The sequence below is a fragment of the Methyloversatilis discipulorum genome (assembly GCF_018780585.1).
GTDB classification, from domain to species: domain Bacteria; phylum Pseudomonadota; class Gammaproteobacteria; order Burkholderiales; family Rhodocyclaceae; genus Methyloversatilis; species Methyloversatilis discipulorum_B.
In genome coordinates, this window is sequence record NZ_JADMJL010000059.1 from 1 (window position 1) to 20,673 (window position 20,673).

General features: G+C 66.9%; 21 protein-coding genes and 1 tRNA gene. 8 read left to right on the forward strand and 14 right to left on the reverse strand.

Annotated features, from left to right (window positions below; translation table 11 throughout):
- The 4 genes from IV112_RS19540 to IV112_RS19555 all read left to right on the forward strand — a co-directional run.
- Window positions 1–630 (forward strand): tRNA threonylcarbamoyladenosine dehydratase (locus IV112_RS19540; protein WP_304006491.1); only part of this gene is annotated, 630 nt, incomplete at its 5' end.
- Between the two features lie 172 nt (window positions 631–802).
- Complete coding sequence (locus tag IV112_RS19545) at window positions 803–2,368, forward strand: DEAD/DEAH box helicase (protein ID WP_304006493.1); 1,566 nt, start codon at window positions 803–805, stop codon at window positions 2,366–2,368.
- Between the two features lie 37 nt (window positions 2,369–2,405).
- Window positions 2,406–4,214, forward strand: coding sequence for a DNA helicase RecQ (recQ, locus tag IV112_RS19550; RefSeq protein ID WP_304006495.1), 1,809 nt, complete (start codon window positions 2,406–2,408; stop codon window positions 4,212–4,214).
- Between the two features lie 171 nt (window positions 4,215–4,385).
- Window positions 4,386–4,637 (forward strand): hypothetical protein, encoded by a 252-nt coding sequence (locus IV112_RS19555; RefSeq protein ID WP_304006497.1) that lies wholly within the window; start codon window positions 4,386–4,388, stop codon window positions 4,635–4,637.
- A 28-nt stretch (window positions 4,638–4,665) separates the two neighbouring features.
- Here the strand turns inward: IV112_RS19555 and IV112_RS19560 are convergent, their stop codons facing one another.
- From IV112_RS19560 to IV112_RS19585, 6 genes are all read right to left on the reverse strand, one after another.
- Window positions 4,666–5,211, reverse strand: a complete 546-nt coding sequence (locus IV112_RS19560; protein WP_304006499.1) for a c-type cytochrome — start codon at window positions 5,209–5,211, stop codon at window positions 4,666–4,668.
- Window positions 5,186–6,448: a sulfite dehydrogenase gene (gene soxC / locus IV112_RS19565; protein WP_304006502.1), complete on the reverse strand. Its 1,263-nt coding sequence runs from the start codon at window positions 6,446–6,448 to the stop codon at window positions 5,186–5,188. The genes IV112_RS19560 and soxC overlap by 26 nt, the downstream gene beginning before the upstream one ends.
- Window positions 6,449–6,452: 4 nt before the next feature.
- Window positions 6,453–7,556 (reverse strand): FIST signal transduction protein, encoded by a 1,104-nt coding sequence (locus IV112_RS19570; protein ID WP_304006506.1) that lies wholly within the window; start codon window positions 7,554–7,556, stop codon window positions 6,453–6,455.
- Between the two features lie 10 nt (window positions 7,557–7,566).
- Window positions 7,567–7,989 (reverse strand): PhaM family polyhydroxyalkanoate granule multifunctional regulatory protein, encoded by a 423-nt coding sequence (locus IV112_RS19575; RefSeq protein WP_304006508.1) that lies wholly within the window; start codon window positions 7,987–7,989, stop codon window positions 7,567–7,569.
- 165 nt (window positions 7,990–8,154) lie between these two features.
- The gene (locus IV112_RS19580; RefSeq protein WP_304006510.1) at window positions 8,155–10,023 is read right to left on the reverse strand and encodes an ATP-binding response regulator; all 1,869 of its coding nucleotides are present in this window, start codon (window positions 10,021–10,023) and stop codon (window positions 8,155–8,157) included.
- A complete protein-coding gene (locus IV112_RS19585) occupies window positions 10,020–10,694 on the reverse strand; it encodes a response regulator (protein WP_020166107.1) in 675 nt (224 codons plus the stop codon). The genes IV112_RS19580 and IV112_RS19585 overlap by 4 nt, the downstream gene beginning before the upstream one ends.
- A 224-nt stretch (window positions 10,695–10,918) precedes the next feature.
- Between IV112_RS19585 and IV112_RS19590 the strand changes: the two genes are divergently transcribed.
- Window positions 10,919–11,572, forward strand: coding sequence for a response regulator transcription factor (locus tag IV112_RS19590; protein ID WP_304006515.1), 654 nt, complete (start codon window positions 10,919–10,921; stop codon window positions 11,570–11,572).
- 39 nt (window positions 11,573–11,611) lie between these two features.
- On the opposite strand, the gene IV112_RS19595 is transcribed toward IV112_RS19590, so the two are convergent.
- The 4 genes from IV112_RS19595 to mutY form a co-directional block, all read right to left on the reverse strand.
- Window positions 11,612–12,319, reverse strand: a complete 708-nt coding sequence (locus IV112_RS19595; protein ID WP_019916462.1) for a hypothetical protein — start codon at window positions 12,317–12,319, stop codon at window positions 11,612–11,614.
- A 35-nt stretch (window positions 12,320–12,354) separates the two neighbouring features.
- Window positions 12,355–13,179: a class I SAM-dependent methyltransferase gene (locus IV112_RS19600; protein WP_304006523.1), complete on the reverse strand. Its 825-nt coding sequence runs from the start codon at window positions 13,177–13,179 to the stop codon at window positions 12,355–12,357.
- 105 nt (window positions 13,180–13,284) lie between these two features.
- Window positions 13,285–13,551, reverse strand: a complete 267-nt coding sequence (locus IV112_RS19605; protein WP_304006526.1) for a YkgJ family cysteine cluster protein — start codon at window positions 13,549–13,551, stop codon at window positions 13,285–13,287.
- Window positions 13,544–14,620: an A/G-specific adenine glycosylase gene (gene mutY / locus IV112_RS19610; RefSeq protein ID WP_304006528.1), complete on the reverse strand. Its 1,077-nt coding sequence runs from the start codon at window positions 14,618–14,620 to the stop codon at window positions 13,544–13,546. Before mutY ends, IV112_RS19605 begins: the two co-directional genes overlap by 8 nt.
- Before the next feature lie 139 nt (window positions 14,621–14,759).
- On the opposite strand from mutY, the gene IV112_RS19615 reads away from it, so the two are divergent.
- Window positions 14,760–15,248 carry a flavin reductase family protein gene (locus IV112_RS19615; protein ID WP_304006531.1) on the forward strand — a complete coding sequence of 163 codons (489 nt, stop codon included), beginning with the start codon at window positions 14,760–14,762 and terminating at the stop codon, window positions 15,246–15,248.
- Here IV112_RS19615 and IV112_RS19620 read toward each other — a convergent pair whose 3' ends face one another.
- The 4 genes from IV112_RS19620 to IV112_RS19635 form a co-directional block, all read right to left on the reverse strand.
- Window positions 15,249–16,277 carry a DUF481 domain-containing protein gene (locus IV112_RS19620; protein WP_304006534.1) on the reverse strand — a complete coding sequence of 343 codons (1,029 nt, stop codon included), beginning with the start codon at window positions 16,275–16,277 and terminating at the stop codon, window positions 15,249–15,251. It lies immediately after the preceding gene.
- A gap of 188 nt (window positions 16,278–16,465) precedes the next feature.
- Window positions 16,466–16,539 (reverse strand) — tRNA-Gly (locus IV112_RS19625).
- Window positions 16,540–16,590: 51 nt separating this feature from the next.
- A complete protein-coding gene (locus IV112_RS19630; protein ID WP_304006536.1) occupies window positions 16,591–17,031 on the reverse strand; it encodes a hypothetical protein in 441 nt (146 codons plus the stop codon).
- Window positions 17,032–17,131: 100 nt separating this feature from the next.
- On the reverse strand, window positions 17,132–19,366 hold the full coding sequence (locus tag IV112_RS19635; protein WP_304006539.1) for a TonB-dependent receptor family protein: 2,235 nt from the start codon (window positions 19,364–19,366) through the stop codon (window positions 17,132–17,134).
- Between the two features lie 240 nt (window positions 19,367–19,606).
- Here IV112_RS19635 and thiS point away from each other — a divergent pair, with 240 nt between their 5' ends.
- Window positions 19,607–19,822, forward strand: a complete 216-nt coding sequence (thiS, locus tag IV112_RS19640; protein ID WP_304006542.1) for a sulfur carrier protein ThiS — start codon at window positions 19,607–19,609, stop codon at window positions 19,820–19,822.
- 15 nt (window positions 19,823–19,837) lie between these two features.
- A complete protein-coding gene (locus IV112_RS19645; protein WP_304006544.1) occupies window positions 19,838–20,626 on the forward strand; it encodes a thiazole synthase in 789 nt (262 codons plus the stop codon).
- Window positions 20,627–20,673 lie beyond the last annotated feature (47 nt).

Sequence of the window (20,673 nt, forward strand, 5' to 3'; positions counted from 1 at the left end):
ATCGCACGACACGGCATCCACAACATCAACATCATCGACCTCGATAACGTCGCCGTATCGAACATCAATCGACAGCTCCAGGCCAGTCAGGCAACGATAGGCATGGCGAAAGTCGATGCGCTCGCCGAACGCATCGTCTCGATCAACCCCGAGTGCTCGGTGAAGCGGATAGAGGATTTCCTAACGCCGGAAAATGCCGCCGAGCTGCTTTCGTCACGACCGGACGCGGTGCTCGACTGCACGGATCAGACGTCTGCCAAAGTTGCGATGGCCGAGCGTTGTCATCTCGATGGACTGGCGCTGTTCATGGCGGGTGCGGCGGGCGGACGTACCGACCCGACACGCATCCGCCATTCGGATCTCGGTGGAAGCCAGGGCGACGCGCTGCTCGCCCGAGTGCGTTCCCTATTGAGAAAGGGCGGGCGCTTGCAGCTGTCGCGCAAGGAGCATTTCGGTATCGAGGTCGTGTACTCCGCCGAGCCCATGCGCAAACCGGCGGCCGAGGCCTGCGATGCGACGACCGCACCGCAAGGCCTGAGCTGCGCGGGCTACGGCTCGAGCGTCTGCGTCACGGCCGCTTTCGGTTTCGCGCTCGCGGCGCGCGCCATCGAACACCTGCTGACACACTGAGCGCAAGACTTTCGGCCGAAACACCGCTACACTGCGCCTGCGCCGTGCCAATAGGCGCGTTCCCTTGTCTCCCTGACAAGAGGAGGCATCAGCCTCCCTTCCGGAATCCACACCCTGTCTGCCTGTATTGGTGTCACTCAGCTTGAGCGACGGGCCGTCGCTGGAGAACTGTTTGAACACTGAAGTCGATTTCGCCGGGCTTGGCCTGGCCGAGCCCCTGCTGCGCGCCATTTCTGAAGAAGGCTATACGCAGCCCACACCGATCCAGCAGAAAGCCATTCCGCTTGTCATGGCCGGGCGCGACCTGCTCGCTGCCGCACAGACCGGCACCGGCAAGACCGCCGGTTTCACCCTCCCCATTCTTCATACGTTGATCAACCGCCCGGCCAGCATCCCGCCGGGACGGCCACGCGTGCTGGTCCTCACCCCGACGCGCGAGCTCGCGGCTCAGGTCGAGGAGTCGGTCCGCACCTACGGTGCGCACGCCAAGCTGCGTTCCATGGTCATGTTCGGCGGCGTTGGCATGAACCCTCAGCTGCAGGCGCTGAAGCAGCGCGTGGACATCCTCGTTGCCACGCCGGGCCGTCTGCTCGATCACCTGGGCGAAAAGACGCTGGATCTGTCCGGCGTCGAAATCTTCGTGCTCGACGAAGCGGACCGCATGCTGGACATGGGTTTCATCCGTGACATCCGCAAGGTGATTGCGGCGCTGCCGAAGGTGCGCCAGACCTTGCTGTTCTCGGCGACCTTTTCGCCGGAGATCCGCGAACTGGCCCACGGCATGCTGAACGACGCAGCCGAGGTGGAAGTTGCCGCACGCAATACGACCGCCGAGCGCGTCGATCAGGGCGTCTACATGGTTGAGCAGAAGCAGAAGCGTCATCTGCTGGCGCATCTGATCAACAAGGGCCAGTGGTCGCAGGTGCTGGTGTTCACGCGCACCAAGCATGGCGCCAACCGTCTAGCCGAACAGCTCGACAAGCAGGGCATTACCGCCGCTGCCATCCACGGCAACAAGAGCCAGAACGCCCGCACCAAAGCGCTGGCCGACTTCAAGACGAATACGCTGCGCGTGCTGGTCGCCACCGACATCGCGGCGCGCGGTCTGGACATCGACCAGCTTCCGCATGTCGTCAATTTCGAGCTGCCGAACGTGCCCGAGGACTATGTTCACCGCATCGGCCGGACCGGCCGTGCAGGCGCCAGCGGCGCCGCGGTGTCGCTGGTCGATCGCGAGGAAGTGAAGTTGCTGACGGCTATCGAGAAGGTGACCCGGCAGTCGATTCCGCGCGTGACGGCCGATGGTTTCGTGCCGGTCGCTGGCGCCAGCGAGGAGCCGGATCGCGGTCCGCGTCCGCAAGGGCGCGGTGCTCGGCCGGACGGTGCAACGCGCAGCAAACCTGCTTCCAGCAATGGACAGCAGCCACGCCAGGGCCAGCAACCGCGGCCAGCCGGCGATCGCCCGGCGCGTACATCGCAGAACAAGCCCATCGCGCGCGGCAATGGCACCCCTGCCCGCCCGCAAGGCCGGAGCGGCAGTGCCAATGGCAACGTCGCCAACGGCAACCGTACGCCTGCGCGTATCCACGACGATGACGACGACAATCGCGGCAATCGTATCCAGCCGGCGGCCAAGCCGCCGCGCGAGGTCAATGGCAACGTGATGCCGCGTGGCAACGAGGCGCGACGTCCGCAACAGCCGGCACTGTTCTCGCGCAATCGCAGCGGACAGCGATAACATCACGCCATTTGCATGAAGGGCCAGGGGCGACCGCGTGCGTGACGATGCACTGAAAGTGCTGAAGGACGTCTTCGGCCATCCCGGGTTCCGCGGTGCGCAGGGCGAAATCGTCGAGCACGTCGCGGCCGGCGGCGACGCTCTGGTGCTGATGCCGACAGGCGGCGGCAAGTCGCTGTGCTACCAGGTGCCGGCGCTGCTGCGCCCGGGTACGGCAGTCGTCGTGTCGCCACTGATCGCGCTGATGCAGGATCAGGTCGCCGCGATGACCCAGCTCGGTGTACGCGCCGCGTTCCTCAATTCCACGCTCGATCTCGATCAGGTGCGTGAAGTCGAGCGCAGCCTGCTCGACGGCACGCTCGATCTGCTCTACGTCGCCCCTGAGCGCCTCAACACCCCACGTTGCCTCGATCTGCTGAGTCATATCCGGCCGGCGTTGTTTGCCATCGATGAGGCGCACTGCGTCGCGCAGTGGGGACACGACTTCCGTCCGGAGTACCTGCAGCTTTCCGTGCTGCACGAGCGCTTCCCGGACGTGCCGCGCATCGCGCTCACCGCCACCGCCGATCCGGCGACGCGCACCGAAATCATCGACCGGCTCGCGCTGCACGACGCGCGTGTGTTCGTGTCCAGCTTCGACCGGCCGAACATCCGTTACACCATCGTGGACAAGGACGACGCGCGCAAGCAGTTGCTGCGCTTCATCCGTAACGAGCATCCGGACGACGCCGGCATCGTCTATTGCCTGTCGCGCAAGAAAGTGGACGAGACGGCCGAATGGCTGCTCGCGCAGGGCATCAAGGCGCTCCCTTATCATGCCGGCATGGACGCAGCGACGCGTGCTGCGCATCAGGCCCGCTTCCAGCGCGAGGAGGGCATCGTGGTCGTTGCCACCATCGCCTTCGGCATGGGCATAGACAAGCCGGACGTGCGCTTCGTCGCCCACCTCGATCTGCCGCGTTCGATCGAAGGCTATTACCAGGAGACCGGACGTGCCGGACGCGACGGCGGCGCCGCCGACGCGTGGATGGCCTACGGTCTGGCCGACGTCGTGCAGCAGCGTCGTTTCATCGACCAGTCCGAGGGCAGCGAAGCCTTCCGCCGCATCTCCAGCAGCAAGCTCGACGCGCTGCTCGGCCTGTGCGAAACCGCTCAGTGCCGGCGCGTGCACCTGCTCGCGTATTTCGGCGAGCAGGGGCAGCCATGCGGCAACTGCGACAACTGCCTGACGCCGCCGGAAACCTGGGACGCGACGGTCGCCACACAGAAGGCGCTGTCCGCGATCTACCGCACAGGCAATCGCTTCGGCGTCACCCACCTGATCGACGTGCTGCGTGGCAAGGACACAGAGCGCATCCGCCAGTGGGGTCATGACAAGTTGAGCGTGCATGGCATCGGCAAGGCCGAGGACGACAATCTGTGGCGCGGTGTTTTCCGTCAGCTGGTCGCGCTCGGGCTGGCCCGCGTCGATCACGAATCCTATGGCGCACTGGTGCTGACCGAAGCTGCCCGCCCGGTGCTGCGCGGCGAACAGCCGGTGATGATGCGTCGCATCGCCGAAAAAACGCGTGAATCGGCGGTGCGGCGCACACGCAGCGTCACACCGGTGTCGATGGACGGCGTCGACGCCAATCTGCTGGCAGCGCTGAAGGCGTGGCGGCTGGACGAAGCGAAAACCCAGTCAGTTCCGGCCTACGTCATCCTGCACGACAGCACGCTGATCGAACTGGCACGCAAACGCCCGGCGGATCTCGATGACCTGACCGACATACCGGGCTTCGGCGCACGCAAGGTCGAGCGCTACGGTGACTCACTGGTCGAGTTGATCTCAGGCTTCGAGCACTGACATATTGCACTGCAATAGTGCTTTGTCGTCTTTATGCCCCGACCTGACGCAGCGCTGATGATGGGGCGTGCGTCGGATTTGAATTAAAACAATGACTTGTTTTAAATCTCGTCTTGGTCTGGATATTGCATAGTGCATCACTGACTTCGTTATTGAAGCAGGGAGGGCATCATGCGTTGCAACATTCGACCACTCCTTTTCGTCGTCGCCTGCGCGCTGACACAACCGCTGACTGTCTGGTCGGCAGCACCCGATTGCCGTGCGAGCAGCCAGGATCCGCTGGCCGCTGAGGCGTGCCCGGAAAATGCGCGCTCCGCCTATCCGCTGGCGCACCTGTTCGAAAATCCGTCGGAATCACGAACCAGTCTTGCGCTGGCGGCGCTGCTGCTGGGCGGCATGGCGATGCGCGCCCGCGTGCGCTGATCGGCGCGGCAAGGGCGCCGCGCGCGCTTCAGTCCGCCTCGATACGGATGAAGCCGTCGCGGTTCGGCATCCGCACTGCCGGCAGAGTGCGTGCGTCCATGACGTCGTCAGCAGCGATCACGCCGTTGATGTGCAGCAGCCAGGCGCTGAGCGCATACACCTCGTCCGCGTTCAGCGTGCCGGGGGCGGTCATCGGTTTGGCGCGACGGATGAAGTCGAACAGCGTCGTCGCGTACGGCCAGTAGCTGCCTACCGTCTTGTCGGCCGCCGGTGTGTTCAGCGGGCGCGTCGCACCCGCCAGTTCCTCGGCGCTGCCGCCACGGGCGTCCTTGCCGTGGCAGGCGGCGCAGTGGTGGGCAAACAGCGCGGCGCCCTCGCTTGCCGTGCCGCGACCGGGCGGAAGGCCGCGACCGTCTGGAAATGCGTTCAGTTGCTGCCGGGCGAGGGTGGCGCCGTCGACCGGCTGTCCGAGCCGTGGCGCCTCGACCGCGTTCGGCGTCGCGGCGCAGGCGCTCAGCAGCAGCCCTGAAAGCAGTGCTGCAGCGTGCTCAGTAGGTGTGCGTGACCAGCCCATCGTCCTCGACTGCCCAGGCAACGATTGCGTTGTAGTGGAAATAGCCGGCGCGCCCGCGCTCGGCGACCAATGCCGCGCGTTCCGGCTGCAGATTGCCGCGCTCGTCGGTGGCGCGGCTTTTCAGTACGGCGGGCTTGCCGTCCCATCGCCACGGTATGCGGAAACGGGTCAGGCAGCGGGGCAGCGCCGGCGATTCGAGTGCAGCGTCGGCCCAGCTCTTGCCGCCATCGGCCGAAACCTCGACCCGCCGGATGCGCCCGTGCCCGCTCCACGCCAGACCGCTCAGCTGATAGACGTCGGGGCGCGGCAGCGTCTGGCCGTGCGAGGGTGACGTGATCAGCGACTTGCAGTCCATCGTGAACGTGAACTGACGCGCTTTACCCGATGGCTGCAACTCGGTGTACTTCGACGTTTCGTTGCGCGACATCACCGGCTGGTCCGTCACTTCGAGCCGCTGCAGCCATTTGACGTGCAGCACGCCTTCCCAGCCCGGCACGATGAGACGCATCGGGTAGCCGTTCTCCGGGCGCAGCCGTTCCCCGTTCTGGTAGAGCCCGATCAGGCAGTCGTCGCGCATCTTGGCCAGCGGGATGCTCATGTTCATCGCTCCCGCGTCGGCACCTTCGGCGATCACCCACGACGCGCCGACGTCTACACCCGCTTCGTCGAGCAGGAGGGACAGCGGCACGCCGGTCCATTCGGCGCAGGACAGCAGTCCATGCACGGAACCGGCTGATCGCTGTATCGGCTCGCCATGCCAGCCCGCGTTGCTGTTGCCGCCGCACTCGATGAACAGCATCCGCGAACGCATCGGGTAGCGCAGCAGCGATCTCACGTCGAAGCTCAGTGGCTGGCGCACGAGACCGTGCACGACAAGTCTGTGACGCGCCGGGTCGATCTGCGGCACGCCGTTATGGTGCCGCTCGAAGTGCAGGCCGTTCGGCGTGATGATGCCTTCGAGGTCTTCCAGTGGCGTGAAGGACACGCCGTTGCCGGCCACTGCACGGTTGGCGCCGATGCGTCGCGCCGTCAGGCGCTCGTGCGGCGATGGCTGACCGTAGGGAGTGAAGGGCGCGCCCGGCGTGTGCAACCACGGCAGCTCGTCAGCGGCCTGCGTATCGATGGCAGCCGCGGCCGTTGCCAGAGCCAGCCCGCGACGCAGGAACAGCCGGCGATCGAGCAGGCCGCCGCCAGCGACTTCCGGCAAGGTGTGGAGCGCGGGCCGTTGGCGGGACATGGGATCAGAGGAAGAGCGTCAGCACGCCGGTATAGCCGTACAACTGGTCGTGCGAAATTTCGCCACCCGCGAAGAAGCCTGCCACCGGCAGGCCGGGAAAGGCCTCCTCCAGCATTTCGGGTTCGGTGTTGTCGTCGCCGAACATGTGCGCTCCACGCGCGGCGCAGGATATGTAAAGCGCCGCGAGCGGCGGCTGCTCCAGTGTCGCGCGCAGGTCGTTCAGCATGCGCTGCATGTCGGCGCGGGCACAGTCCGCGTCGCGCCGGTAGAAGCGCAGCCTCTGTCCGACCTCGACCGTGTCGTTGATGGCGATCAGGCCGTTGCCAGGGTCGAGGCCGATCACGTTGCGCACGCGGAATTCGGCGTCGTCGCGACCGGTCACGCCAAGTCCGGGCAGGATGTAGCGCGCCGCCCGCCGCAGGTCCTGGCCGAGCGAGGTGCCGGCCGCGTCCAGGAAGGCGTCCAGCGCGGGGCGGCCGTTGATTTCGGTGATGACGTTCTGGTCGCAGGCCGTGACGACATGGGTTTCGCCTACCGCACAGCAACCCTGCGTCAGGCGCGTCATGATGGAAACCTGCTCGTTGAAGGCGACGCCGCTGATGCCGCCGCGCAGTGCCCCGTTGGCAATCATCGGCGCTTGTCCGCGCGCCAGCGCGAGTCCGCCGGTGACGAAGCCGCTCGACACCTTGGTGGCCATGTCGGCGACCAGATCGGCCATGTCCGGCGTTGCCGGATCGGCGTGCACCACGGCGAAGTAGGGCTGCTCGGGGGCGGCATCGGTACCGAGCGCGTTGGGCAGGCGCTCGCGGCCTGAGAACACGCGGAAGCTGCCCTCCGGCAGGCTGCCCACCAGCAGCGACAGGCCGGGCTGATCCTGCGCCGCGATGCCGCGGCCGATGACGCCGACCGAACTGGTGCCGACCCAGTTCTCGATGCCGGTGAGCCGGGTCAGGCGCTCGAACATTTCCTGCAGGTCGCCGCCGTAGTGATCGGCGAAGTAGACGAAGCCGAGGTTGGCGTCTTCAGGCATGTCGAGCGCCGACAGTGCCAGGTCCATCGCGACCGGCCAGTCTTCGTGGAAGGCCGAACTGGCGGCGAATCGGGCCATCCGCAGTACCTCAGCCTCCGCCGGAGGGCGGCGGCGTGTCGTCGCCCGGTGCGGTCGACGACGGATGTGCGGCACCGGCGTTCTGCATCAGCGTCCACGGCCACATGGCGGCATTGCCGAATGCCTGCATCGGGTTCTGTGCCGGGTCCTGCGCATGCGCCGCGCCGGTGGCCGCTGCGCCGGTGGCGCTGGCCGCCATCGCCTGCATGGTGGCCAGCGTCGCCCGCTGTACCTCCAGACCCTGGATGCTGGTCTGCAGCATGCTCAGGTTCATGCGCAGCCAGCCTTCGACCGCCTTCAGGTCGGTGATGCGCTTGTCCAGCTCGCCGACGTCGAGCGTCGGCGTGACGAAACCGGGTACCGGGAAGGGCATCTGCCCCCATACGGAACGCAGGAATTCCATCGGGTCGTACTGTGAGGAGTCGCTGGCCATGGCATCACCTGTGTCGGTCTGTGTGCGCCAAGCATAGCGCGCCGTGCGTCGCGGGGGGACACAAAAGAAAACGCGGCCACAGCGGGCCGCGTGAAGGGAGACACAACGTGCACAACGCCTTCATTCTTGTGCAGCGGCGCCGGCAGCGGCAATCGTCCGTTCGGCTTAAGCCGAAGCGACTTGCTCCTTCAGCTTGAACTGTATCAGCGTGCGCAGCTTGGCCGGCATCACCGGCTTGAGCAGCAGGTGGTGGCCGAGATCCTTCGCCTCTTCCAGGCGCTCCGGCGTGGCGCTGCCGGTGACCAGGATGGCCGGAATGTCGACGCCGAAGTGCCGGCGCACCGCCGCCACCACGTCCGGCCCGACTTCGCCGTCGCGCAACTGGTAGTCGGCGATGATGAGGTCGGGCGGCGCGCCGCGTTCGGTCACGCTGTTCATCGCTTCCTCGTGCTTGCTGGCGATCAGCGTCTGCGCGCCCCAGCTGCCGAGCAGCGCGGCCATGCCGTTCACGATGCTCGCTTCGTCGTCGATGACCAGGATGCAACGGCCGCCGAGATCGGCCTGGCTGCGTTCGGTGCGAACTGCGGTGGCGCGTACCACCGGCGCGCGACCCATCGGTACGTCGATGCGGAACACGGTGCCTCGACCGGGGCGCGACGCCAGGCTGACCGGGTGCGACAGCAGCGCCGACAGCCTCTGCACGATGGACAGGCCGAGCCCCAGGCCCTTGCGCCGATCGCGTTCGGCATTGGCCAGCTGTACGAACTCCTCGAAGATGCGGCTCTGGTCGTCCGCTGCGATGCCCATGCCGGTGTCCCATACCTCGAAACGCAACCCGTTGCGGCGCACGCGCGTGCTGACCAGCACGCCGCCCGCCGGCGTGTAGCGCATCGCGTTCGAAATGAGGTTGCGCAGGATGCGTTCGAGCAGCACCGGATCGCTGCGCACCCATGCGGCGCGCGAGCGGATGCGGAAGGCCAGGCCGCGATCGAACGCTTCGGGTTCGAAATCCATGCGCAGCCGGTCGAACAGAGCGCTGACCGATACATCGGTGATCTCCGGCTTCACCTTGCCGGCGTCGATCTTCGAAATGTCGAGCAGTTCGTTGAACAGGCCCTCCAGCGCCTCGACCGAACTGCTGATGCTGGTGACCAGATTCGCTACCTCCGGCTCATGCGCCTTGGCCGACAGCGCGGCGGCGAACAGGCCCATCGCGTGCAGCGGCTGGCGCAGATCGTGGCTGGCGGCGGCGAAGAACTGGCTCTTGGCGCGGCTGGCCTGATCGGCGCGGTCACGCGCTTCCGACAGTTCGATGTTCTGCGACTCCAACCGGCGGCTGAGCACCTCGTTGGCATATCGGCTGCGCAGCGCGCGCTCGATCAGCGCGTTGAAGTTCTTGCCGACCCGCCACAGCGCGATCATCAGCACCGACACGATGAAGGCCACCAGCAGGTCGTGCCGGCTGCCCTCCCAGATGTAGCGCGCGATCACCGGCAGCAACGTTGCACCGAGGAAGGTGTAGTAGCTGGGCAGGTGCATCGAGGTCAGGGCGGCCGCAACGCCGCACACCGACACCAGCAGCGACATCAGCACGATCTGCTGTTCCGGCGCTTCCGGGCTGAAGAACAGCCACAGCGTCGAACTCCACAGCACGCCGGAAATGGCTGCGCCGATCAGCCAGTAGGTGCCCCAGCGCGGCGCGCTGGCGGCGTCCGGTGTGGCACGCCTGTACTGGCGCAGCAGCACCAGGCGCGACACCTGGTTGGCCATCGACAGCACGAACCACAGTGCGACCGTCCAGAGCGGGAAGGTGTCATATACCGTCCAGGCGACCAGCAGCGTGCCGAGGATCTGACCACCGAAGGCCGTGCCCAGGTTCGCGTACAGCATCTGGATCTGCGTCGCCACGACCTGGCGGTCGAGCTGGGCCTGTTCGCCCGGCTCCAGCCGCGCGGCCGCGTCGCCGCGCTCGCGCGTCAGCGACTCGATGGTCGTGTCTTCGGGCAGCACGACCGGAGGCGTCATCTGGCTCATGGCGTCGAGCCCGGCGTTCCGAGCTTCAGTCCGATGCGGCTGGCTGCCAGCACCGCCTGCGTGCGGTTGCTGGCGCCGAGTGCCTTCAGGATGGCGGTGATGTGCACCTTGACCGTGCCTTCGGCCAGATTCAGCTCGCGGCAGATTTCCTTGTTCGGCTTGCCCTGCACCATCAGCGTCAGCACTTCCGCCTGACGCTCGGTCAGGCCGATGTCGGACGCGGTCTGCGGCCGTCGCGGTGTTTCCTCCTGGCGCGGCGCACCGAGGCCCAGTTCGCCGACGATGGCCTGCCGCGGCACGTAGACACCGCCGGACAGCACCAGACGCAGCGCGCCGAGCAGCACTTCGTTGGTGCTCGATTTCGGAATGAAGCCCATCGCCCCCTCGTCGAGCGCCGCCAGAACCGTGTCCGAGTCGTCGAAACCCGACAGCACGACGATGGGCAGCGCCGGATGTGCGCCGCGGAAGGTCTGCAGCGCGCTCATGCCACGGCAGCCCGGCAGCGTCAGATCGAGCAGGGCGAGGTCGAGATCGGGGTGCTCGTCGGCCAGCCGCAGACCGCCTTCGCAATCGGGCGCGTCGTACAGGCGGATGTCGGCCGCAAGGCCCGGGAGCACGTGGCGCAGCGCTTCGCGTATCAGTGGGTGATCGTCAACGATCAGTATCTTCATGGGAGTCCGGGGCCATCACGTCGTCAGCGCCTGAAAGTGCCTCGCGCATCGGAGACGTCAATAATGGCGGAAAGTGGCGCAACTCGGGACCTGTATTATTACTTTAGTCGTAGTCCGCTTGGATGAACTGCACCGCGAGGGTGCGCAATTACACTCAGGCGGCCCGCCTCCGGCTCACACCGTGCCGAGGCGGAGCACATCGACACGTCATCGGGAGGTTCTGTTTGGGCTGTCTGCTCATCGTCGAAGATCATGCGCTGGTACGCGAGGGCATGGCCCAGACGCTGGCGCGGCTGGGTGCGGAGTGGTGCGTGATCGAGGCGTCCGATGCGGCGCAGGCGCTGGCCGTGATCGACGGCGGTGCCGAGGTCGATCTGGTGCTGACCGACCTGATGCTGCCCGGCATGAACGGCTTTTCTCTGCTCGCCACGCTGCGCGAACGCGATCCGTCGCTGCCGGTCGTGGTGGTGTCCGCGCTGAGCGACAAGGCGACGGTGTCGCGCGCGATGCGTCAGGGCGCCTCGGGCTTCGTGTCGAAGGGCGATTCCGGCGACCAGCTGGTACAGGCGGTGCGCCTGGTACTCGACGGCGGCCTCTATACCCCGCCCGAGCGTCGCCCGCCCACTGCCCGGGCCGGACGCACGTCGGCGACGATACGCCCGAGTCCGGCCGACGACTACGGTCTGACGCAGGCGCAGACGCGGGTGCTGCATCTGCTTGCCGAGGGGCGTTCCAACCGCGAAATCGCCGAGTCGCTCGGCCTCGCCGAAGGTACGGTCAAGGTGCACGTGACACGCATCTTCAAGGCGATGAAGGTAACGTCCCGTGCGCAGGTGCTGATCGCGCTGGCGCAGCGCGGTACGCGCCGCGAGGGCTGAACGCGGGTCGCACGCAAGGCGCGTCCCGCAGCGACCGGCTCAGTGCGTGGTGGTGCTGCCCATCGTCGCTTCGACGCTGCTCCGTGACTGGGCCGGCAGGGCATGTTCCATCGCGTCCTCGGCGTCGATATCCACCTCTTCGTGGTCGATGCGCAGGATGTCCAGCACCGGTGCAGCGACACGGCGGCAGGCGTTGGCCAGCGGCGACGGCAGGCTGTCCGGGATGCGCTTCTGCAGCAGCTGCTTCGACGACGAAATCGCGAACACCGGTTCCAGGATGCGCGTGCGGTACTGACCGAGCTGGCTCTCGATCAGCTTGTCGGCGGCTTCGCGCGCCCACGGATTGGTTGGCCACTGGGTCGGAATCGCCAGTGCGCGCGGGAAGGTTTCCAGATCCTGCTGCACGGTGCGGATGTCCTCGTGCGAATCGCGGAAGGGCAGCAGCACCAGGTGGGCGAGGCCGTACAGGTGGCGGTCCATTTCGCTGCGGTTGGCGCCGCCGTCGATCACGCCTATCCACTTGTTCAGGCCGCGTATCTTGTCCACCACCTTGGCCAGCGCATCGCGCGAACGCGCGTCGGCAGTGAGATAGCGGCGGCCTTCGGGGTCAAGCGGCTCGCGACCGATGTCGGTCAGCACGCAGACCGAGCGCTGGTTCAGCAGCCCCAGACCCTGACACAGCATGTGTGAAAGCGTGGTCTTGCCGGTGCCGCCCTTGTTGCCGATCACGCAGATGATTTCAGCCATTTCGTGTTCTCCACCTACCGGGGTTCGAGCAACGATTATTCCGCGATCAGGCGTGCGCCATCGGCGGGAACTGCAGCCGAAACCGGTTCTATTTCCGCGACCGGGCGGCCATTCTTGCCGCGTCGTCCGGCAAATGTGTACACATATAGCGCACGGGCGGCCGGGTCGCCGTCGATGACGCGGTCCGCCGCCATGCCAGGAATTTCGAAGCTGTTGGCAATCAGTTGCCCATCCGCCTTCATTTCCAGTGCCGCCTTGCGACCCAGCCTCGGCATCGGCACCGGCGACAGGAAGGCATAGACGATGTCGAACTGCCCGAGCGGCACCGACCACAGATCGTCGCGCCGTATCGTCACATTGGGCAGATGGCGGTTGCGCCAGCGGGCGATCAGCCAGGGCAGTGGCGCGTTCTCGACACCGGTGAAGCGGCAGTCCGGCCGCGACATGGCGAGCCGGCGCAGCAGTTCGCCGGTTCCGCAGCCGAGGTCGACCAGATGGATGGCGCGCTCCTGCGGCAGCGCCTGCAGCAGCGCACGGGCCGTCGCCTGGTTGGTCAGGAACAGCGGCACGCGGCTGCGGAAAGTGGACCAGAACACCGCCGACAGCAGCAGGAAGGCAAACAGATACCAGGCCGGCGCGATGTCCAGCATGCGGGCGCCGACCACCAGCGGTGAGAACAGCAGATGGATCACCACCCACCAGCGCGGCGCCTTGAGAGTCAGCGCGAAGGCGGCGGCGATGCCCGCCTGCATGACGACGATGGCGCCGATACCGGCTGGCGGCGTCACCGTGTAGCGCAGCGCGAACACGGCAACGATCCAGGATACGAGCTGTATGGCGAGGGCGCGGAACAGGTGCATAGCGAGGCCGCCGTGCGGAAAGTCGATGCCCTTACAGTAGCCCAGCCGGCGCCTGCGCAGTCACCGATTAGCGCGCGCAATGGCCCGCATTCCCGCGATTTGGCGTCAGCTGCGGGTGGCTTCTTCCAGCTTGTGCAGCCAGTGCAGCGCGTGGACGCGGTCGCTGCCGCACATCTCCGCCGACGCCTGCAGCCCGCCGCAGCAGGCCGGGCGCTCGGGCGAACCGAAGATGGCACAGCGCAGGTCTTCGGTCAGCTGCACGCAGCGCACGCCCGCTGGCTTGCCATCGGGCATGCCCGGAATCGGGCTGGAGATCGACGGCGCGATGCAGCAGGCGCCGCAGCCGTCCCGGCACCGCAGGGCCTCAGTCATCAAGCGCTTCCAGCAGGCGGCGCACCGGCGCCGGCAAAGCCGCGGAGGTGACGTCGGTGCGTGGCTGCCAGTGCAGTGACGACTCCGCTGCGAGGGCGCCGCGCGCGTCGACCGCGACGCGCAGGGGCACCAGATGGAGTTCGAAGTGGGTGAAGCCGTGGATCACCGGCGCCATCGCCTGCGCCGCGCGGCCGGAGATGCCGTGCGCTGCCAGCCAGTGCGCCGCTTCGTGCAGCGCGTCGGGCAACGTCTGCGCCGCCAGTTCGGGCAGGCTGAGTAGGCCACCCCAGATGCCGTGGCCGGGCCGACGTTCGAGCAGCACCGCGTCGGCCGTCGTCACCAGCAGTGCGTGGCGCAGGCGCTGCGGACGCAGCTTCGCCGGGCGCGGCGCCGGCAGTTCGCGCTGCCGGCCCTGCAGGCGTGCTTCGCAGCGCGCCGCGACCGGACAGGCGTCGCAGCGCGGCCGGTTGCGCGTGCACACGGTGGCGCCCAGATCCATCAGCGCCTGCGTATAGACCCCGCCGTCGCGCGTCGGCATCAGCGCGTGCGCCAGTGCCCACATGCGCTGCTCGACTGCGCGCGTTCCCGGGAAGCCGTCGATGCCGAAGACGCGGGCGAACACCCGCTTCACGTTGCCGTCGAGTATCGGTGCATGCGCGCCGAAGCAGAAGGTGGCGATGGCCGATGCGGTCGAGCGGCCGATGCCGGGCAGGCTTTCGATGTCCTCGACTGTGGTGGGAAAGCGGCCGCCGAAGCGCGTCATTACCTCGCGCGCGGCGCGGTGCAGGTTGCGCGCGCGGGCGTAGTAGCCAAGGCCGCTCCAGTTCTCCATCACCGTCGCTTCGTCGGCGGCGGCCAGTGCGGCCAGCGTCGGAAAGCGCTCGATGAAGCGCCCGTAGTAGCCGATCACCGTCTGCACCTGAGTCTGCTGCAGCATGATTTCCGACACCCAGACGCCGTACGCGTCGCCGGTCTGCCAGGGCAGGTCGTGCCGGCCGTGCAGGCGCTGCCAGCGCACCAGCGTGGCGGCGAAGTCGTCGCCGACGGCTACCTCTGAGGGAGTATTCATGGGCGCGGATTGTAGGCCGTGATGCAAAAGCGGCGATAATCCGTGCTCACTTGCATGCAGCCCGCCCGATGAAGCTTCCCGCCGTCCACGTCCCGCGCCGTCCGGTGCCCGTCTCCGTTCGTCCACATGGAGCGGGGCGATGAGCAATCCTGCGCACGATAGCCGCAGCTTCCGCGACGCGCTGGGCCTGTTCGCGACCGGGATCACCGTGGTCACGACCCGCGCGCCGAATGGCGAGGCGGTCGGGCTGACCGTCAATTCCTTCAATTCCGTGTCGCTGGAGCCGCCGCTGGTGCTGTGGAGCCTGTCTCTTGGCTCGCCCAGCGAGGCGGCTTTCCGCGCCTGCTCGCATTACGCGGTGCACGTGCTGGGCGAAAGCCAGCAGGCGTTGTCGCGTCAGTTCGCCAGCAGTCGCGAGCAGCGCTTCGCCGGCGTGCAGACGACGGATGGCTTGGGTGGCGCGCCGCTGATCGAAGGCTGCCTGGCGCGCTTCGAGTGTCGCAACGACATCCAGTACGCCGGCGGCGATCACCTCATCTTCGTCGGCCGGGTGGAGCGCTTCGAGCGCAGCGCTGGCGATCCGCTGCTGTATTTCGGCGGCGGCTACCGCGGTATCCGCCAGCCCTGATCACCAGACGTAGCCCAGGCCCAGCAGCAGCGTCGAGTCGGTCGCCTTGCGGCCGGGCGCGGGCGTGCGCTCCCAGTCGGCGTTCAGCTGCGCCGAGGCGGTGATGCCGCCGGCGATCGGCAGGCGCACGCCGGTCTTGGTCCGGATGGTCAGGAAGTCGTCGTCGGACAGACTCCAGAAGCCGTCCTGGTCGTGGAACAGTTCGGCCCGACGGTCGAACACCCAGTGCGAGGCGCGCACGCCCCAGCCGGCAGCCGGATAGTCCTCGTCCATGCCGGCGACGCGGTCCAGATTGACGTGGTCGAGACCGGCACGCAGCGACAGCCGCGTATTGTCGTCGTTGTACAGCTGCCAGCCGTAACCCGCACCGGTCGTGGTCCGCAGCTGGATGTCCTTGAACTTGTCCTGTTCCAGCGACAGCCGCGCATAGATGAAGTTGTCGTCATCGACGAAGTGGTCGTAGTTGCCGTCGAACAGCCACTGCTGCGCGGTTCGCACGCCGCGGTCCTTGCGCCGGTCCACCTTCATGCCCAGCCCCCAGGCGTAGCCCTTGGCGCGCGCATTGAGGCCGGCATCGCCGTACACCCGGTCGTTCTCCGAGTTGCCGCGCACGAAGGCGGCCGACAGGTTCACCCGGCCGCTGTAGCTCACGCCATTACCCGATTGTTCCGGCGTCGGGTTGATGTAGGCGATGTCGTCGCGCGCCACCGGTGCATTGCCGGTCGTACTCGATACCTCGACCTTGTCCGGCGCACTTGGTGACAGCTGCGCCTTGTTGAGCAGGTCGCCGTCGCGGGTCATCACGGTGAGCGCCTCGTCGGTGCGCACGCTGGTGACCTGGTCCCAGCGTACACGTACCTCGCCGGCGTATTCGGTGGCGATGACCAGTTCGTTGCCCGCCTTGCTGACGATGCGCCCGCTGAGTCGGTCACCGTTGGCGAACTGCACCTCGTCGGCGCTGGCGGGGGCGGCGCTGAGCAGCGCCGGCAGGAAGATGGAAAGGCAGTGCGGCAGGCGTCGCAATCGCATGGCGGGTTCTCCCGGATTGTGTGGCGTGCGTGCCGGCGAACAGCGTCGGCCGGCGGCGATGGATGGATCTGGGGATCCGGATGCAGCAGGGGTGAAGCGGCGTACGGAGGTTCTGCGGAGGGGCCAGTCTAGCGGCGGCGATGCAGCGAGGCTGTAGGAAAAGACGAAGACCTGGACGAGGGCCGGGCTGGAGCGGGTGATGGGAATCGAACCCACGTATGCAGCTTGGGAAGCTGCCGTTCTACCATTGAACTACACCCGCGCAGCGCTCCACGCTTGCTGGAGCGCTGCGGATTGTACGCCGGATGCGCGTCTACTTCACCTCGATGGTCGCTCGCATGCCGGCTTCAGCCTGCGAGCGCTTCGACATCACGTCGTCGAATTTGCCGGTGCGTATCGGCAGGAACCACCACTCGACGCTGTGGCCCGGCGCCACCTCGATGCGCCGGATCGGGCCGTAGATTTCGGCGACCACCTTGCCGGCGGCGTCCTTGGCGACGACCTTGCGCGTGTAGACGGCATCGGCCAGGCCATTCGAGCCGAAGTAGTACGGTTCGCTGCCGGCGTTGTCGATGCGCAGCGCGTACAGCCTGCCGGTTTCGAGCGTCAGCGCGTCCGGCGTGAAGCGATGCTGGCCCTTGTCGACGCCCATCTGGATGGTGACGGTCGTCGGTTCCTGCTTGCTCAGATCACCGGCGGCAAAGACGCCGGGCGACAGCAGGAAAAGTGCGGTGGCGATGCAATAACGGTTCATCGGGCACTCCGTTGCGGGACTGTCGGAAAGAGTCGGGCCGGCGCCGTCAGTTCCCGTCCGCTCGCGCGGACGGGAAACGTGGGCAGATGCCGGACGTGGATCAGAAGTCCCAGCGCACGCCGGCGATCACCTGCCGCGGCCGGTTCACGTGGATGCCATTCACGCGGCTCACGATGTAGGTGCGGTCGGTCAGGTTGGCGGCACTGAGGAACAGTGTCATGCCCTGCGGCTTCAGGCGGTAGTTGGCCGATGCGTTGAAGATGGTCTGCGCATCGATCTCCCCCGACTGGCCGTCGGGTAGCGGCGTCTTCGAGTTCAGACCGTCGGTGTATTGCTCGCTGATGTGCTCGACGCCCAGGCGCATGTCGAAGCCCGACGCGTGCTCGTAGCCGATCGCCGCCGCCAGCAGGTGGCGCGGCGCGTACGGCGTGCGGTTGCCGTTGACGTTGACCTCGCCGATCTCGTTGCGCGCGGCGTCATAGACGGTGTTCAGCACATCGTTCTCGAAGCGCGCCGTCCACAGATGCGTGTACGAGCCCTTCAGATAGACGTTGTGCGCACTGCCGTTCATGCGGCCGAAGTCGATGCGGCCGCCCAGCTCCAGGCCTTCCTTGCGGGTTTCGCCGCCGTTGGCGAAGGTCTGACCGAGGCCGAGTGACTGGCCGGGCACGATCTGGTTCTTGAAGTCGATGCGGAACAGCGTGGCTTCGAGCTGCACGCCCTTGAGCGGCGCCGAACGCATGCCCAGCTCGTAGTTGGTGCTCAGCTCCGGACTCACCGCCACGTAGTCGGCGTCGAACGGCGACAGCGTGGCGTCCGGGCGCGGCGGCGCGAAGCCGCGATGCACGCCGGCGAACACCGTGGTGTCGGGCAGGCCGAACCAGGTCACGCCGAAACCCGGCAGCACCTTGTCGTTCTTGTCGGACAGGCGGGCATTGACCGGGTTGAAGTCCTCGGTCGAGGCGCTGAAGGTCTGCCGGTACTGTTCGTAGCGCACACCCGGCGTCAGCGACCAGTTGCCGATGTAGAAGGTGTTCTGCACGTAGCCGGACAGCGCGTCGGTCTTGATGCGGAAGTCGTCGCGCAGCAGGGTGCCGATCGAATTCTCGCGTGCGGTCGAGAAGGCGCCGTTGTAGCGCTTGCGGCTGACGTCCTCCCAGTGCAGGCGTACGCCCATCACCAGTTCGTTCTGGATGCCGAAGGTGTTGTGCTTAAGGTCCAGCCGAGGCTCGATGCCGAAGGTTTCATAGCTGCGCGGACGCATGTTGTTGCCGCACAGACGGGCGAAATCCTCGAAGCCGTTCGGCACCGTGTAGTCGATATTCGCCGGGCAGGCGCCGGACAGCGGCACCGGATCGCCGTCACGCAGCGTTTCCAGTTCGTCCTCTTCGGCGATGGCGTCGAGCTGGCGGTAGGAGGCGCGATCCACCTTGCTGTAATACATATTGGTGGTCAGCTTCGCCTCTTCGTTGATCTGGAAGGTGTGCACCGCCTGTGCGGCGTTGCGTTCCAGCTCGAAGCGGTCGTCGCGGAAGGGGTTGGCGTACGGGTCGCGCTCGTAGCGGGCCTGGTCGAGGCCGGCTTCGCCGAACTTCGAGTCCTCCTCGAAGTAGCCGTACTTCAGCATCAGCGTGTTGCGCGCATTCAGGTTCAGCAGCGCCTTGATCGACACGTCCGTCATCTTGTGCTCGTTGCCGCGGCGGGTGCCGTCGCCTTCCCTCTGGCTGGCGCTGAGCAGCACGCCGCCCCAGTCGCCGCCGGTACCGACGCTGGCCGACAGGCCGTAGAAGTCGCGGCTGCCGGCCGACGCCTGCACCGAACCCTGGAACTTGCGCGGCACGTCCTGCGTGACGAAGTTGATCACGCCGCCCACCGTCTGCGGGCCATGCACGATCTGGCCCGAACCCTTGATCACCTCGATGCGGCGGATGCGCTCCAGCGGCGTGTGATAGTGGGTAGTCGGGTCGGCGTAGGGGGCGAGCTGGATCGGGGCGCCGTCCTCCAGCAGCAGCGTGCGGCTGCTGCGGCGCGGGTCGAGGCCGCGCACGCCGATGTTCAGGTTCAGGCCGAAGGCGTCCTCGGCGACGACATGTACGCCCGGCGCTTCGCGCACCGCTTCCATGATCGACAGCGGGCGCTGCGCTTCAAGCTGTTCCGGACCGATCGCATGGACCGAGCCGGGAATGGCTTCGAGCCGGTCCGGCAGGGCTTCGATCACGGTGATCGCGGGCAGCGCGGTCGGGCTGCTCTGGGCGTGGGCTACGCCGCCGATGCAGCCGATCGCCAGCGCGATCAGGGTGGGGGCGGGGCTCCTCGCGCTTTTTCTGGTTCTCACGTCTCTGATTCTCCGTTGTCGCGCGCGAACGCCTGCGCATGCGAGTGCGCAGCCGGACGGCACAGGGTGGCTTGTGTTGCGCGCCCGGGCGCACCTTCTTGCGGGTGCATGGACAGACATCGAGCGCGTGGCGACTATGATCAGTAGTGTGCTAATTGTTAAGGGACAAAATCCCGACCTGATCCGGCCCATCCGCCCGGCCCGGCGTGCGTTGCGCTGCAATACCGGTACACTTGTGCGGTGAGCGCACCCACCGTATCCATCCACCTGAATGGCCAGCCGCACCCGATCACGCCCGGGCAGACCGTGGCCGACCTGGTCGCCGCACTGGCGCTGACCGGCAAGCGCATCGCCGTCGAGCGCAACGGAGAAATCGTGCCGCGCGCGTCGCACGCGCAGACCGTGCTGAACGCCGGCGACCGCCTCGAAATCGTCGTTGCCGTAGGCGGCGGCTGAACCCGGAACATTCCCATGAGCAAGGACATCCTGAAGATCGGCACGCGCGAGTTCTCGTCGCGCCTGCTGGTCGGTACCGGCAAGTACCGCGACTTCGACGAAACCCGTGAGGCGGTCGAGGCCTCCGGCGCCGAAATCATCACCGTCGCCATCCGCCGCACCAATATCGGCCAGGAGCCAGGGCAACCCAGCCTGCTTGAGGTTCTGCCGCCCGACCGCTACACGCTGCTGCCCAACACCGCCGGCTGCTACACCGCCGACGACGCGGTGCGCACGCTGCGACTGGCGCGCGAACTGCTCGACGGCCACAACCTGGTCAAGCTGGAAGTGCTGGGCGACGCCGACACGCTGTTTCCGGACATGAAGCAGACGCTGGCCGCGGCCGAAACACTGGTGCGCGACGGCTTCGACGTGATGGTCTACTGCTCGGACGACCCGATCATGGCCAAACGGCTTGAAGAGATCGGCTGCGTCGCGGTGATGCCGCTGGCCAGCCTGATCGGCTCCGGCATGGGCATCCTGAATCCGTGGAATCTGCGCCTCATCATCGATAACGCGCGCGTGCCGGTCATCGTCGATGCCGGCGTCGGCACCGCGTCGGATGCCGCCATCGCGATGGAGCTGGGCTGCGACGGCGTGCTGATGAACACCGCCATCGCCAAGGCGCAGAACCCGGTGCTGATGGCCAGCGCGATGAAGAAGGGCGTTGAAGCCGGCCGCGAAGCCTTCCTCGCCGGTCGTATGCCGCGCAAGCTTTACAGCGGCGCGCCCAGTTCGCCGACCAGCGGCCTGATCACCGGCTGAACCCACTTCGCGCGGCGCCTGACGCGTCGCGCAGCAGGATTTTTCGC